Raw genomic sequence first — 13,760 nt, 5'->3', positions numbered from 1 at the left:
GTCGTGACGCGAACCTCTTGGTCAACCGGCTCTGGTCAGGCGCTGGGGGCGGTAGCGGGTGACGGCTCGGGCGGCCAGGCGCTCGGCCGCTGCCGAATCGCCGGCCGCCGCGGTCAACGCCGCCATTCCCGGCAGCAGCCGGGACGCCAGCCGCAGTGCCAGCCAACCACCCGCCTGCGCGGCGAGCGGGGCCGCCAGTCGCCAGGCCGCCTCCATCGCCCGCAGCCCGGGCTCCTCTGCCGGCCCCTGAGCCGCTCGCGCCGCCGCCACCGCTGATCCGGCGCTTGCGACGTCCGGGTGCACCTGGGTCAACGTCAGCAACTCGGCCGCCCGATCCGGATGTGCCGGATCATGGCCGTACGCCGCCGCCAGGTGCAGCACCAGGTTCGCCTGCGACCAGAGCACCGCCGCCAGCTCGACCACCGGCGCGAAGACCCCGGTCAACGCGGCGCCCGCCCCACCGACCCCCGCCTGCCGGACGAAGCGCCGCGTGGCCAGCCGGGCCAGCCCGTCCGCACCCGCCCCCGGATACAACTCCCGCAGCCGCCGGACCCACTGGGCCGCACCGGGCCCGAGGACCTCCACAGCGGTCAGGGCCAGCAGCTCCGGAGCGAAGCCCGGGTGGTCGAGCATCCGCGCAACGTGCACCCGCACATCCGATTCCGGTGTACGCCCCGAGATGTCGCGCCCGGTGCCGACGTCGAGCGGTACGCCCCCGGCCGCCGACACCACGTCGGCACTGTCCGACGCCCCGAATTCGGACCCGCCCGCCGCGCCCGTGGCCGTTCTACTCGTGCCGGCTCCGCCCACAGCCACCACGTCCGTGGCCGCCGTGCTCGTGCTGGTGTCACTGGTGGCTGGGTCGCTGGTGGTGGTGTGGTCGGTGGTGTCACTGGTGGCTGCGTCGCTGGTGGCTGGGTCGCTGGTGGTGGTGTGGTCGGTGGTGTCACTGGTGGCTGCGTCGCTGGTGGCTGGGTCGCTCGTGGCCACGTTGCTGGTGGTCGTTCTGCGGGCAGCCTTCTTCGTGGCCTTCCGGGTCGCCTGGACAGGAGCTGTCCCGGTAGCGGTCGCCGCCTCCCCGGTAGTGGTCGCCGCCGGAGCAGCCGCGTCCGGGGTGGTAGCCGCGTCGGGCACCGCTCGCCGCCTGGCCTTCCTCGGCTTCTCGACGCTTGCCGGCTCGGGTGCCTGCTCGTCGCTCGCCCGAACCCTTCTCCGCGCTGACGTCGCCTTCGCCGCCTTCCGTGCCGGGGCCGTCCCGTCGCCGGCCACTGCGCTGTCGGCCGTTTCGCCGCCCACCTGTCCGGCGTTCGTGCCGGTGTCCGTCGTCCCGGTTTCGACGGGCCGGACGCCGTCTGTCCGGGCGACTGTCGCGCTGTCGGTGCTTCCCGGGTCAACCTCCGGGGTGTCGACGGCGCGGGAGTCGGTGGTCGGGACGTCGGCGCCGGAACCGGCAGCTCCGCCCCCGGCGTCGGCAGGTCCGGTCACCGCCGGCACGGTCCTGCTCGCAGCCGCCTTCCTGCGGGCGGTTCGAGCGGCGGCCGGAGTGGCGTCCGAGCCAGCGACGTCCGCCGCTGCCGCCGGCTTCCCGGGACCACGACGACGCGCCGCAGGCACCGGCGTCGCGGCTTCGATCTTCCCGCCGGCCGGCGACGCGGTGTGCTCGCTTCGGCCACCGACCCCGGTTCCGGTGGTAAAGGGCGGCACCGGCGTGCCCGGAGGCCCGGGCACGGCCGGCCCGGACTGGCGCGGCAGCGGTTGCTCCGGTACCGGTGGCGGCTGGAAGACCACGCTCGGCGCCGCCTTCGCTCGCCGAGGGCGGGCCCCGGCGGAGTCCTCCCGCTCCTCGGAAGGTGGCGGTGCCGGCGCTGGAGGCGGCGTGAAGGTCGCCTTCGGGGAGCGTCGACGGGCTCCCTCAGCAGGCTCACGGCGGTTCTGCTCGCTGGGCGGCTGCTCCTGCATGTCGATGGAGCGTAGTCCTGATCACAGCAACGCACAGCGGGAGACGTCCCGGACCCTGGCTGCGGCTCGTTCCGGTAGTCGCTTTGCTCCCGGCCGGGCGCGGCCTGTATCCTCGGGCGCGGTGGTCTGCGGGCCACCTGGGAGACTTCGCCTAGTCTGGTCTATGGCGCCGCACTGCTAATGCGGTTGGGGTCTTAAAGCCCCTCCCGGGTTCGAATCCCGGAGTCTCCGCGCGAAGGCCGGGTGTGTAGACTGGCCGAGCACCAGCGCCCGTAGCTCAACGGATAGAGCATCTGACTACGGATCAGAAGGTTAGGGGTTCGAGTCCCTTCGGGCGCGCAAGATCATAAGGGGTCCGAGCTGCGGGAACGCGGTTCGGGCCTTTTCTGTTGTTGGACCTGTTTGGACGGTGGGTGTCACGTGGGCGCCATTCGGGTGTCATCACGTTCCGTGACGATGGGTTCCGTCGGGGGTTGGTGACCTGTGGCTTCTTTTCCTTGGCGGATGCCTTGCGGGCTGGAGTATGTGCCGCCGATCGCGGCTGGGGTCGGTTGCGGCGGCCCTTCTTGCGGATCTTGGCGCGGGTGCGGTGGGCGGCGGCGAGGACCAGGTGGGCGGTGGCGTCGGCGCAGCGGCGTTGGGCGTGGGGTAGGACGCTGGTGTAGGTGTCGGCGGTGATGACGATGCTGGAGTGTCCGAGCATGTCCTGCAGGGTCTTCAGATCAGCGCCGGCTTCGTGGGCCAGCGAGGCGGCGCCGTGGCGCAGGTCGTGCAGCCGGACCGGCGGGATGCCGGCGCGTTTGACCAAAAGCCGAAACCGACCGCTGGCATAGCCGGGGTGCAGGGGAGTGCCGTCCTTGCGGACGAACACGTAACCGGACTCGACCCATGTCTTCCCGCCCGCCTTCCGGCGGGCTTGCTGGTCTCGTTGGCGTTCTCGGTGGTCGCGCAGAACCTTGACGGTGCGCTTATCGAGGGCGACCGGGCGGCGTCCAGCGGCGGTCTTGGGGTCGCCTTCGATGACCTGGTAGCCGGCGGTGGTGCGGTTGCGTTCGACGTACAGCACCCCGCGGTCGAGGTCGATCTCGGTCCACCGCAGTCCGCACATCTCACCGCGGCGCAGGCCGCGTAGGGCGGTGAGCCACCAGAACGCGAACAGTGGGTCGTCGACCACGGTGTCGAGGAACGCGCCGAGCTGCGGGGCGGTCCACACCGCGACGGTGGGGTGTTCGCCGGTGGCCTGCCAGGCGTGGACACGGTCGTCGGTCCACACCTGGGCGTGGGGTTTGCGGTAGCCGACGACGGTGATGTGCCGGGCCGGGTTCGCGGCGATCAGGCCGTGTTTGACGGCGAGGTTGAGCGCGGCGCGCAGGGTGGTGCGCAGGTGCTGCATCGCCGAGGCTGACTGTGGCAGTCCTTTGGTGTTGGTGGTGCGGGCGATCTGGTCGAAGACGGTGCGCAGTAGTCGGGCGTCGAGGTCGGCGAGCCGGTACGGGCCGAGGTGGGGGATCAGCACGCGTTCGACGTCTCGGGTGTAGTGCAGGCGGGTGGTCGGCCGGATCCGGGTGTGCTGCTCCAGCCAGTGCCGCAGCCACCGCTGCACGGACCAGCCGCCGGCGGTGCGCTGCTCCTCGGTCGCGGCCAGCCACTCGTCGCGCGCCCGGCGGGCCGCCGCCTGCGACGGGTAGCCGCCTCGGCGGACGCGTTCGGATCGGCCGAGCGCGTTGCGGGCGGAGCAGTGGAAGTACCAGGTGCCGTGGTTGCGGTCGCCCAGGTTCGGGCAGCGCTGTTCCAGCCGTCGGCCGCTGTCGTTGCGGCACCCGCACCGTTTGAAGATCACACCTGACGTCGCCATGACGGCACCTTCCTCGTGGAGTCACCTCTTTACCGATGCCGGTCTGCCGGCTGGTACGGGTCCGTCAGCCGATAGTCGCCAGCTTCCGACCATCAGCGCGCCCTGCCCGCGGGATGAGCCGTCGCTCGGCCGGCAGAGCGGCGGGTTGCGGCACTGGTGTGCTCCGGTGTCGAGGGCCGGTTCGCCGCCGCCTGCGCTGATGGTGGTGTGTGCCGCTGCTGACACCGGGTCGTCAACCATCGGCCGCCCTGCTGGCAGTGTGTTGTTCAACCCGGACCGGCAGGCCACGCCGACGGCGATCGCGTTCGCCGCGGCGGTGCTGGTGCTGCCGTATTCGCTGGTGGGGCCGTTCGCGGGGGTGTTGCTGGACCGGTGGAGCCGCCGGACGGGGACCGTGGTGACCAATCTGGTCCGGGCGGGTGTCGTGCTGCCGATCGCCGCGATGATCTTCTTCGGGTCGGAAGGGCCGCTGTTCTTCGTCTCGACGCTGGTGGTGATCGGTTTGGGCAGGCTGCTGCTGTCGGGACTGTCGGCGGCGACTCCGCATGTGGTGCCCGGCCAGGGGTTGGTCACCGCCAACGCCGGTCGGCGGTACGGCGGGGTCGGTGGCGTACTCGCTCGGGTTGGGCTGCGCCCTGCTTCTGCTGCAGACCGCCTTCCCGGCTGGCGACGCCGGTTACGCCGCCATCGCGCTGCTCGCGCCAGTCGGCTACCTGGCGTCGGCCGCGCTGGCTCGGTTCTCCTTCGCCCGGCTCGAGCTAGGTCCTGACGGTTCCCTGCCGCATCGCCCGGGCCTCGCGGGAGAGGCGGTTGCGGTGGTCCGCGGCATGGCCGACGGGATACGCCACCTGGGGCGGGCGCGCGGCGCCGCGTACGCGATGGGGGCTCAGGCGGGGTTCCGGCTGTTGTTCGGGGTTCTGGCTTTGGCGATGCTGCTGCTTTACCGCAACCGGTTCGCCGGCGATGATCTCGACGGCGTACCGGCGCAGTTGGGTCTGGTCTTCGCCGCGGGCGCGGGCGGGGTGTTGCTGGCGGCGGCGGTGACTCCGGCGGTGGCCCGCCGGGTCGGGGGGTGGCGGTGGGTGGTCGGGCTGCTCGCGGCGGTGGCGGTGGCGTTGCCGGTGTTCGGGTTGCCGTTCGAACCGCTGCTGCTGGTGGCCGTCGTCCTCGTCGTCAACGTCGCCGGGCACGGCATCACTATCGTGGTGGACACGAGTGCAGCACGAGTGTGCCGACGCGTTCCGGGGGCGGGTGTTCGCGGTCAGCGACACGACGTTCAATCTCGCCTACGTGCTCGGCATGGTGGCCGCGTCCCGGTTCATCCCGGACGACGCGCGTTCACCGGTGCTGCTCGGTGTCGCCGCGGCCGGCTACGGGTGCCTCGCGGGTCGGGTACGCAATTGCCGCCGGCCGGTGGGCTCGCGAAGCAGGGGCGACATCGCCCTGTCAGCCACGGGGATGCCGGGCGCCAAGCGGTAGCCCGTCGGCCGCGCCTGCCGCCGGTAAAGACGACGGCCACGGCGGAAGGTGCCGCCGTGGCCGTCGTCTGTCGTCTCACCCGTGCCGCGCCCTGCGCGGGGCGGGTCAGCTCTTGAAGGCGTCCTTGATCTTCTCGCCGGCTTGCTTGACGTTGGCGCTGGTCTGGTCGCCGCGGCCCTCGGCTTCGAGCTGCTCGTCGTCGGTGGCCCGGCCGGCGCCTTCTTTCAGCTTGCCGGTGGCCTCTTCGGAGGCGTTGCTGATCTTGTCGTCGATACCCATGGAGCCTCCCGCGTCTCGTGGTGGCGCTACACCGGCGTCAGTACCCTCGGCGCCGGGCCTGAACCACCGTCGGCAGGTCAGGTGTTGAGGCCGTGCGCCTGGTGGGTGCGGCTGCCGGTCGATGTCGGGTTCGAGGTAGATCGCTGTGGCGGTGGGCAGGACCCGGCGGATGCGGGCCTCGGCGTCGTCGATGGTGGCGGCGACGTCGGCTCCCGGTCGGCGGTGCCGATGGCGATCTTCGCCGCGACGAGGAGTTCGTCCGGGCCGAGGTGCAGGGTGCGCAGGTGGATGACGCGGTCGACGCCGGGGTGGAGATCAGCTCGGTGTGGATCGCGGTGACCTCTTCGGGCAGGGCGGCCTCACCGATGAGCAGGCTCTTGGTCTCGACGGCGAGGATGACGGCGATGGGCGACCAGCAGGACGCCGATGCACAGGGTGGCGATGCCGTCGAAGAAGGCGTTGCCGGTGAGCACGCTCAGGCCGATGCCGGACAGGGCGAAGAGCAGGCCGAGGAGGGCGCCGGCGTACTCGAGGAGGATCACCGGCAGTTCCGGGCTGAGGGCGTGATGGCCCTGGCCGCGATCGACCGGGTCGGCCTGTCGCACCGCTCCGGGCACCATCCGCACCAGCTTTCCGGCGGGGAACGGCAGCGGGTGGCGATCGCCCGCGCGCTGGCCAACGAGCCGGCGCTGGTGCTGGCCGGCGAACCGACCGGCGCGCTGGACACGAAGAACGGTCAGGCGGTGCTGCAACGGCTGCACCCGGAAGGCACCACCATCGCGGTCATCATCCACGACCGGCAGACCGCCGCGTCGATGCCGCTCTGCGTGGAGATCGTGTGGACCCGGACGGCCGCGGATCGCCTACGCAGCACCGCCGAGTTCGCCCAGGCCGACAAAGACCAGGACGCGTGCGAGCGCGAGGCGTTCCGCGAGGCCATCGCCGGCTACGGCAACGACTGACCGAAACGCTACGGATCAGAACATCAGGGGTTGGAGTCCCTTCGGGCGCACTTCACGGTCAAGGCGGTGACCAGCGTAAACGCGGGCTGCGGCCGTGATCGCCGTGATGCGGGCGTGCGGTGCGGGGTCGACCCTGCCGAGTTGTCCGCGACGGACAATCAGGGCTTCAGCGCATCGTCCATCGGGTTCGGCCGTTCCCGGTGGAGTCCAGGGATCGGGTCACCAGGTGCAGACACTTCAACGCGCCTACTCGTTGGGGAAGTGGCTGCGGCTCTGTGACCAGGCTGGCGAGAAAAGGGACCAGGAGCCGGCCAGGAGCGGAATTGTCAGGTTGCTACCAGAAAGCCATGCCACACTTCGATCACCGCTGGCACGAGGAGGAGTACGACCCGATGGGCGACGGCAAACGTCCGAGACCATTGGCCCGCCGCTGCGGGCCTGATTCGCCCGGCTTCACCCGCATCAGGTGCGTAGCCCCGTGTGGGTGCTGAGTCTCCTCCTGGGGCTGCTGGTGGTGTTGGCGATCACCGCGGCCACCGGTTACTTCGTGGCGCAGGAATTCGCGTACATGGCCGTCGACCGGTCGCGGCTCAAGGCCCGCGACGCGGCGGGTGATCTTGCCGCCAGGCGGGCGTTGGACGTGACCCGACGGACCTCGTTCATGCTGTCCGGTGCCCAGCTCGGGATTACCGTGACCGCTCTGCTGGTCGGCTACGTCGCCGAACCGTTGATCGGCGAGTCGGTCGGTGTCGCCCTCGGCGGGGTCGGCGTCCCGACCGGCGTCGGCGTCGCCATCGGTACGGTGGCCGCGCTGCTGCTCTCGACCTTCGTGCAGATGCTGTTCGGTGAGCTGTTCCCCAAGAATCTCGCCATCTCGCGGCCCGAGCCGGTGGCCCTCTGGCTTGCCAGATCGACCCAGATCTACCTCCGGGTGTTCGGATGGCTGATCGCCTTCTTCGACAAGTCCTCCAATGCCCTGCTGCGCCTGTTCGGCATGGAACCGGTGCACGACGTGGAGCACGCCGCCAGTCGCCGCGACCTCGAACACATCGTCAGCGATTCCCGCGACTCCGGGGACCTTCCCGCCGAGCTGTGGATGCTGCTCGACCGGGTGCTCGACTTCCCTGACCGCGACGCTGCCCACGCGATGGTCCCGCGGGCCCGGGTGGACGTCGTGGAGCCCGGCCTGACCCCCAAGGAACTGTGGACCAAGATGGCCGGCGGCCACTCGCGCTACCCGGTGCTCGACGACCGCGACGGCGTGATCGGGGTGGTGCACCTCGCCGACCTGCTCGCCGTCGACCGGGGCGGTGCCGGCACGGTGGCCGACATCATGCGGCCGCCGGTGCTGGTCCCGACCTCGATGCCACTGCCCCGGGTCGTGCAGATCCTGGCCGAGCGGAAGGCCCAGCTCGCCTGTGTGCTCGACGAGCACGGCGGGTTGGCCGGCGTGGTGACCGTGGAGGACCTTGCCGAGGAACTGGTGGGGGAGATCGAGGACGAGCACGACGACGCCACGGCACCCATGTCGCCGGCCCGGCCGGCCGCGGCGGACGGCACCTGGGAACTGGTCGGCACCCTGCCGCTGGACGAGGTCGAGCGCACCATCGGGCATGACCTGCCCGAATCGGACAGCGAGACCCTCGCCGGTCTGGTCATCGAACTGCTCGGTGAGTTGCCCGCTCCCGGCGCCGTGGCTCGGCTCAGCCTCGGCGAGGTCAAACTGGCACTTGAGGTGGTGGAGTTGGAGCGGCACGTCCCGTCGCTGGTTCTGCTGCGGACGGAGGAGAACCGCTGATGGGTAACCCGTGGGTGGTGGTGGCTGTCACCGTCCTGCTGATCGTGCTCAGCGCCTTCTTCGTGGCCGCCGAGTTCGCGTTGCTGGCGGTCCGTCGGCACCGCCTCGACGCGCGTTCCGCGCACAGTCGGTCGGCCCGGGCGGCGGTGCGCAGCTTCGACGAGCTGACCGTGCTGCTGGCTGGCTGCCAACTCGGTATTACCGCCTGCGCGCTCGGGCTCGGCGCGGTCACCAAACCGGCCGTCAACTACGCGCTGACTCCGCTGTTCCTGTCCTGGGGCGCACCCGGTTGGACGGCCGACGCGGCCGGTTTCGCACTGGCGTTGCTGGTCGTGACCTTCCTGCACCTGGTCATCGGGGAAATGGCCCCCAAGTCGTACGCCATCGCCCACCCGGAGAGAACCGCCATCGCCCTGGCGATGCCGATGCGTGCCTTCATGTGGTTCACCCGTCCGGTGCTGCGTGCCCTCAACGCCAGCGCCAACTGGTGCCTGCGCCGGGTCGGCGTCGAACCCCGGGATACCATCGCCACCGGCCAGAACGCCGCCGATCTGCGCCACCTGGTCGAGCACTCAGCCAACGTCGGCGCGCTCGACGCGTCATACTCCGCGCAGCTGACCGATGCCCTCGACCTCGACCAACTCACCCTGGCCGACCTCACCAACCCGGAACGTGAGCTGACCGCGGTGAGAGCGGACGACACTGTGCTGACGGTCCGCACGGTGGCCCGCGACACCGGGCACCTGCGGGTAGTCGTCCTGCGCGACGGCGCGGCCGTCGGCGTGGTCCACGTCCGCGACACGATGGACCAGCCGGACAACCAAACCGCCGGCGAGGTGATGCGCAACGTCCTCGTGCTCGACGGCTCGACGCTCGCCTACGAGGCCCTGGCCATCATGCGGACCACCCGCCACCACCTCGTGGTGGTCACCACCCCGAACGGACCGGCGGTGGCCACCCTGACCGACGTGGTCGAGCGGCTGCTCCGAACCCCTGCCGCGGCCCGCTGACCCTCCCACCCGTCCGGTGGCCGGGCCGGTAGCGCACACCACAGCGTGCGGCGTGGCGCCGGAAGCCCGGCGGCACCACGCCGCGAGGGAGCTACTTGCCCCCGGCGAGGGCGACCAGGGCGTTGGCGGTGCGGAAGTACGGGTTGCGGCCGAGGTCGCCGACGGTGGTGACGTTGAAGGCGTCCTTGAGCAGCTTGGCGTCGCCGTCGCTGACCCCGGCGAGGGCGGACACCGGGGCGTCGACGATCTCGGTGAGGGTCTTGTCCTGGTAGGCCTTGTCGACCAGCTTGGTGAGGTCGGCGGTGACGGGCATGCACACTCCTTCGAAGTCCCGATCGGGCAATCCGACCGGTCATGGACAAACCTGCCGAATTAGATCATGGAGCGAGTGCAGGGATCCACTGTGGATCCCGATCGGTTCACGCCTCTTCGTCGCCGCCCTCGTCGTCACCGAAGGAGTCGAAGACCTCCTCGGCGACCATGCCGCCGGCGAAGCCGAGTGCGGCGCCGCCGACCACCCCGGCGGCGACGGCGCCCATGCCGGGGCCGCCGTGCCGCTCGTGGTGCTCCTCCTTGTAGTGCCCGCCGGGGTGGCCGTACCCGGCGTGGCCGTAACCGGGAGCGCCGTAGGCGGGTTGCCCGTAGCCGGGCGGCGGGGGCGGGGGCGGGTAGCCGGGGGTGCCGTAGCCCTGGGCGGGCGGGGCGTAGCCGTGGCCGGCGTGCAGGCGCTGGTATCCGTCGAGGGCCTGACGGACCCAGCCGTCGACCTGCGCGGCCCAGTCGACGCGGTCGGCGTCGGCGTGCGCGGCGTGGTAGCGGCCGAAGGAGTCGTGGCCGCCGGTGAACAGGCCGCCGCGCTTGTCGAACTCCAGCACGACGTCGACGCCGTGCTCGTTGGCGACGAAGGTCAACTCGACCTCGTTGACGGTGTGGGCGTACTGCGGGGCGGCGTAGTACTCGATCTCCTGGTAGAACGGCAGGCTCTGGTGCAGCCCTGAGATGTGCCCGCGCTCCAGGTCGGCGCCCTTGAACGGGAAGCCGAGCCTGCCGAAGGCATCCAGGATGCGCTCCTGCACCGGCAGCGGGTGCACGTAAACCGGGTCGAGGTCGCCCTTGTCGACCGCGCCGCGGATCGCCACCTCGGTGCGCAGGCCCATGGTCATCCCGTGCAGGTGCTGCCCGCACAGGTCGGTCACCGGGGTCTCCCACGGCATCGCCACCTGCAACGGCAGCGACAACTGCTGGCCCTCGCGCAGATGCAGGCCACCCGCGACCTGAACACGGTGGAACTCGACGAGCGCGTCGTAGTCCTCCTCCGCGCCGTCGACCTCCACCCGGGTGACCAGCCCGACGGTGATGTGGTCGATCTCCACATCGTGGCTTCCGCCGGTGAGGTTCATCTGCCCACCCAGCATCAGCCCCGGGCGGGTGCTCGGATTCGACAGGACGGTATCGACGCTGGGGCCGCCGACCCCGAACGCGCCCAGCATCTTCTTGAACACCACGAACCTCTCTCTCGACGCACACCGAACGCGCGACACCCGGATCCGATCGAACTTCCACGCGAAACCGTTATGCCGCAACGAGATCAACGACGTCCATAATGGAAGTCGCCGCGCCGGGAAGCTACCAACGCCGCCTGAGAAGTAGCTGAGTGTATTCGTTAGGTTACCGTCGGGAAGGGTTTAGGAACTCGTCTCGTCCTCGCCGGCCTCATGCCTGTTGCCGGGCGTCGGTGTGGCGCGCAGTCGTACCCGGGTGATGGCCCGCCCGGTCACCTCCGCCACCTCGGCCGTCAGGCCGGGTAGTTCGATCACCTCGCCGTGCGTCTTCGGGATGTGGCCGAGGTAGGCCAGGACCAGGCCCGCCACGGTCGTGTAGTCCCCGGTCTCGAGTGTGTCCTCGTCGAGGTCGATGCCGATGTCGGTCAGGTCGTGCAGCGGGAAGCCGCCGGGCAGCAGCAGCGCCCCGTCCGGCTCTCGTACGACGGCCTGCACGTCCCGGTCGGTCTCGTCGTAGATCTCCCCGACGATTTCCTCGACCAGGTCCTCCATCGTCACGATCCCGTCGATGGAGCCCCGCTCGTCCACGACGAGGGCGAACTGCTGCCGCTGGGCACGCATTTCCCGGATCGCCTCGGTCACCTTCAACGTCTCCGGCAGATACACCGCCGGGCTGGCGTACTGGGCGACCGGGCCTTCCTGGTCGAGCAGGTCCCGCAGGTGCACCACCCCGACGGTGTCGTCCAGGCCGCCGCGACCCACGACCGGGGCTCGGGTCTGTCCCGACTTACCCAGCTCGCGCAGCGCCTGCGGTGCCGTCAGCGACGCGGAGAGGGTGACCACCTCGCGACGCGGGACGAGGATCTCCCGCAAAATCCGTTCGGCGACCTCGAAGGCGCCAGAAATGATCATCCGGTGTTCGGGAGTGAGGTTGCGCTGCGCGGCGACCATGTCCCGCAACTCCTCGGTGGTGACCTCCTCCCGCCGCGCGCGGGGGTCACCGCCGCTCAGGCGTACGACCGCGTCGCTGGCCTTGCTCAGCAGCCAGACCGCCGGCCGGGAGAACGCCGACAACGCATCGAGGGGGCGGGCGACGAGCAGCGCCCAACCTTCGGCGCGCTGCATGGCGATCCGCTTCGGTGCCAGCTCACCCAGCACCAGCGTGACGAACGTCAGCAGGACGGTCACCACGACGATGGACACCGGCTCCGCCGCGCCACCGAAAAACCCCAAGGGGCCCACGAGCGGCTGGGCCAGGGACACCGCCGCCGCGGCCGACGCCAGGAAACCCGCCAGGGTGATGCCGATCTGAATCGTGGCCAGGAAGCGATTCGGGTCCCGCGCCAACTTCGCCAGCACCCGCCCGCCCCGGGAGGTCCGCTCCAGGCGCTGTAGCTGGCTTTCCCGCAGCGACACCAGCGCCATCTCGCTGCCCGCGAACACCGCGTTCACCAACACCAACACGAACACGAGCGTGACCTGCACGCCATAGCCACCCACGGCCTGTTCGACGCCTCCTCCAGCGGACCCTCCGGAGCATCAACCGTAGCCGCCGCGCACATCCCGCCCACCCGGGGCCGGCAAACACGAGGGGCATTTTCGCCACCCATCGGTGGGTTCGCCACCGGTGCCCGACCTGACCGGCCGCGTCGCCGCAGTCCTCGGCGGCAACATCCTCGACGTGCTCACCCTCGTCGCCGGCGACCCCGCGTACCGGCACGGAGCCGCATGCCACACCGCCGGCAGCCAGGAGCTGCTCGCCACCACCGGCCTGTTCATGATCGCCACCCTGCTCGGCGGCCTGCTCATCCGCCAGACCTGCGGCTGAGGGCGCCTCGGCTTCGCATGGGTCGTGGTGAGATGCATCCGCAATCGTGACGTGCCACCGTACGGACACCTGTCGTTGAAGGCCGGAGGTAGCGCGTGCCGTGCGGCAGCGGCACCGCCAGAGACTGGCTCCGGCGATCTTGATTCCGGCGCGCCGAGTGTCCTGGCGAAGCGCGACCACAGCTGTGCCACGTATCCGGCGGTCAAGTCCCGCCCTGCGCGTTCAAGCCGCTCGGGCTGGCCGCGCCTCGACAAGCCGCCGGTGCCAGTCCGCTGCGTGTTTGAACCGCCCCGGATCTTGTAGATCCATCGCCGAGCCCGGCGTCTTGTGTCATCGTTGCCGGACATTCTTGCTGCCGTCAGTAGGCGGACCAGTCATGTGGCTTCCTTGAGGCACTCGAGGATTGCGGTCTGTGCCTGCGGGGAGAGGTTGGCCTCGGTGGTGGCGTCAACACCGTCCGCGCCGTCGAGCAGCGCTGCCAGTTGGTCGTCGGGGGCGTAAGTGAGGTACCAGTCCGCCACGCACTCGGCCGCCGGGTGGGGCACGTCGGCCGTGCGTGGGTCCCGCTTCAGCGCGGCGATGACCTCGGCCCGGTCCGGCCGGTCCGGGCCCGCCGTGAGGACCGAGCCGAGTACGGCCGTACCGGCGGCAGAGGCGACCACGGCAGCGGCGAGGATGATGGTCCACCGTGGAATCCTGGCCATGGTCGTCACGGTAGCGGCCGTCCGCATCGCGCGCTGCCCGCCTGCCTGCGCGCGGCCGCTGCGGCCTCCACATGGCCAAGCGACCCCCACCGAGGGATGACAGATCGCGTTGATGTCGCTACGGTGGGTTCGCACGCGGCGATCGATGAGCTTCATCGTAATGAGCGTCGACGTCGCCGTTGACAATTGATCTAACGGGGGATCAATGAGCGCTACGCGTGGCTTCCGTCTGCGTATCCGTCTGTCGGCGCTGGTCGTCGTCACGCTCGGCCTTGGCTTCGCGCAGGCCCCGACGCCTGCGTTGGCTGCCGTCCCGGAGCCGGGTGCCCGGCTTGCAGCCGGGCAGGCCGGGCCACTAGAGCACTTTTACGATGCCGCAGGCCA

The 13,760-nt window shown here is 70.6% G+C and carries 14 protein-coding genes and 2 tRNA genes; 8 read left to right on the top strand and 8 right to left on the bottom strand.

The genetic code is table 11. The features are described 5' to 3' along the window. Positions 1-21: 21 nt before the first annotated feature. Entirely contained in the window at positions 22-1,485 is a 1,464-nt protein-coding gene (locus Van01_RS33125; protein ID WP_239099167.1) for a hypothetical protein, read from the bottom strand. Between the two features lie 614 nt (positions 1,486-2,099). On the opposite strand from Van01_RS33125, the gene Van01_RS19020 reads away from it, so the two are divergent. Both Van01_RS19020 and Van01_RS19015 read left to right on the top strand, forming a co-directional pair. Then, positions 2,100-2,190: transfer RNA gene (locus tag Van01_RS19020), tRNA-Ser, on the top strand. A gap of 35 nt (positions 2,191-2,225) precedes the next feature. Beyond that, positions 2,226-2,298: transfer RNA gene (locus Van01_RS19015), tRNA-Arg, on the top strand. Here Van01_RS19015 and Van01_RS19010 read toward each other — a convergent pair. Further along, a complete protein-coding gene (locus Van01_RS19010; RefSeq protein ID WP_239099166.1) occupies positions 2,264-3,814 on the bottom strand; it encodes a tyrosine-type recombinase/integrase in 1,551 nt (516 codons plus the stop codon). The genes Van01_RS19015 and Van01_RS19010 overlap by 35 nt on opposite strands. 259 nt (positions 3,815-4,073) lie before the next feature. Between Van01_RS19010 and Van01_RS19005 the strand changes: the two genes are divergently transcribed. After that, positions 4,074-4,583 (top strand): MFS transporter, encoded by a 510-nt coding sequence (locus Van01_RS19005; RefSeq protein ID WP_204009022.1) that lies wholly within the window; start codon positions 4,074-4,076, stop codon positions 4,581-4,583. Between the two features lie 171 nt (positions 4,584-4,754). On the opposite strand, the gene Van01_RS19000 is transcribed toward Van01_RS19005, so the two are convergent. After that, complete coding sequence (locus tag Van01_RS19000) at positions 4,755-5,027, bottom strand: hypothetical protein (RefSeq protein ID WP_204009020.1); 273 nt, start codon at positions 5,025-5,027, stop codon at positions 4,755-4,757. A gap of 2 nt (positions 5,028-5,029) precedes the next feature. Here Van01_RS19000 and Van01_RS18995 point away from each other — a divergent pair, with 2 nt between their 5' ends. Next, complete coding sequence (locus tag Van01_RS18995; RefSeq protein ID WP_204009018.1) at positions 5,030-5,293, top strand: hypothetical protein; 264 nt, start codon at positions 5,030-5,032, stop codon at positions 5,291-5,293. 105 nt (positions 5,294-5,398) lie between these two features. On the opposite strand, the gene Van01_RS18990 is transcribed toward Van01_RS18995, so the two are convergent. After that, a complete protein-coding gene (locus Van01_RS18990; RefSeq protein ID WP_204009015.1) occupies positions 5,399-5,572 on the bottom strand; it encodes a CsbD family protein in 174 nt (57 codons plus the stop codon). A gap of 284 nt (positions 5,573-5,856) precedes the next feature. On the opposite strand from Van01_RS18990, the gene Van01_RS18985 reads away from it, so the two are divergent. The 3 genes from Van01_RS18985 (at position 5,857) to Van01_RS18975 (ending at position 9,342) form a co-directional block, all read left to right on the top strand. Next, a complete protein-coding gene (locus Van01_RS18985; RefSeq protein ID WP_239099165.1) occupies positions 5,857-6,534 on the top strand; it encodes an ATP-binding cassette domain-containing protein in 678 nt (225 codons plus the stop codon). A gap of 484 nt (positions 6,535-7,018) precedes the next feature. Next, a complete protein-coding gene (locus Van01_RS18980) occupies positions 7,019-8,332 on the top strand; it encodes a hemolysin family protein (RefSeq protein ID WP_239099164.1) in 1,314 nt (437 codons plus the stop codon). After that, positions 8,332-9,342 carry a hemolysin family protein gene (locus tag Van01_RS18975; protein ID WP_204009013.1) on the top strand — a complete coding sequence of 337 codons (1,011 nt, stop codon included), beginning with the start codon at positions 8,332-8,334 and terminating at the stop codon, positions 9,340-9,342. Before Van01_RS18980 ends, Van01_RS18975 begins: the two co-directional genes overlap by 1 nt. A 91-nt stretch (positions 9,343-9,433) precedes the next feature. Here Van01_RS18975 and Van01_RS18970 read toward each other — a convergent pair whose 3' ends face one another. From Van01_RS18970 to Van01_RS18960, 3 genes are all read right to left on the bottom strand, one after another. Continuing rightward, on the bottom strand, positions 9,434-9,655 hold the full coding sequence (locus Van01_RS18970; RefSeq protein ID WP_204009011.1) for a hypothetical protein: 222 nt from the start codon (positions 9,653-9,655) through the stop codon (positions 9,434-9,436). Between the two features lie 106 nt (positions 9,656-9,761). After that, complete coding sequence (locus Van01_RS18965; RefSeq protein WP_204009008.1) at positions 9,762-10,847, bottom strand: sporulation protein; 1,086 nt, start codon at positions 10,845-10,847, stop codon at positions 9,762-9,764. Between the two features lie 180 nt (positions 10,848-11,027). Next, positions 11,028-12,344: a hemolysin family protein gene (locus Van01_RS18960; protein ID WP_204009006.1), complete on the bottom strand. Its 1,317-nt coding sequence runs from the start codon at positions 12,342-12,344 to the stop codon at positions 11,028-11,030. Between the two features lie 127 nt (positions 12,345-12,471). Between Van01_RS18960 and Van01_RS18955 the strand changes: the two genes are divergently transcribed. Next, positions 12,472-12,672, top strand: coding sequence for a hypothetical protein (locus Van01_RS18955; RefSeq protein ID WP_204009004.1), 201 nt, complete (start codon positions 12,472-12,474; stop codon positions 12,670-12,672). Positions 12,673-13,046: 374 nt separating this feature from the next. Here the strand turns inward: Van01_RS18955 and Van01_RS18950 are convergent, their stop codons facing one another. Further along, on the bottom strand, positions 13,047-13,376 hold the full coding sequence (locus Van01_RS18950) for a hypothetical protein (protein WP_204009002.1): 330 nt from the start codon (positions 13,374-13,376) through the stop codon (positions 13,047-13,049). Positions 13,377-13,760 lie beyond the last annotated feature (384 nt).

This window comes from Micromonospora andamanensis (assembly GCF_016863495.1).
Classification (GTDB): domain Bacteria; phylum Actinomycetota; class Actinomycetes; order Mycobacteriales; family Micromonosporaceae; genus Micromonospora; species Micromonospora andamanensis.
Note: the sequence above shows the minus strand (reverse complement) of the source record. Positions and strands in the feature narration are given on the sequence as shown.

Excerpts from the sequence above, each read along its gene's own strand:
- Van01_RS19010 (WP_239099166.1), bottom strand. The coding sequence starts at position 3,814 with ATGGCGACGTCAGGTGTGATCTTCAAACGGTGCGGGTGCCGCAACGAC.
- Van01_RS18990 (WP_204009015.1), bottom strand. The coding sequence starts at position 5,572 with ATGGGTATCGACGACAAGATCAGCAACGCCTCCGAAGAGGCCACCGGC.
- Van01_RS18975 (WP_204009013.1), top strand. The coding sequence starts at position 8,332 with ATGGGTAACCCGTGGGTGGTGGTGGCTGTCACCGTCCTGCTGATCGTG.
- Van01_RS18970 (WP_204009011.1), bottom strand. The coding sequence starts at position 9,655 with ATGCCCGTCACCGCCGACCTCACCAAGCTGGTCGACAAGGCCTACCAG.
- Van01_RS18950 (WP_204009002.1), bottom strand. The coding sequence starts at position 13,376 with ATGGCCAGGATTCCACGGTGGACCATCATCCTCGCCGCTGCCGTGGTC.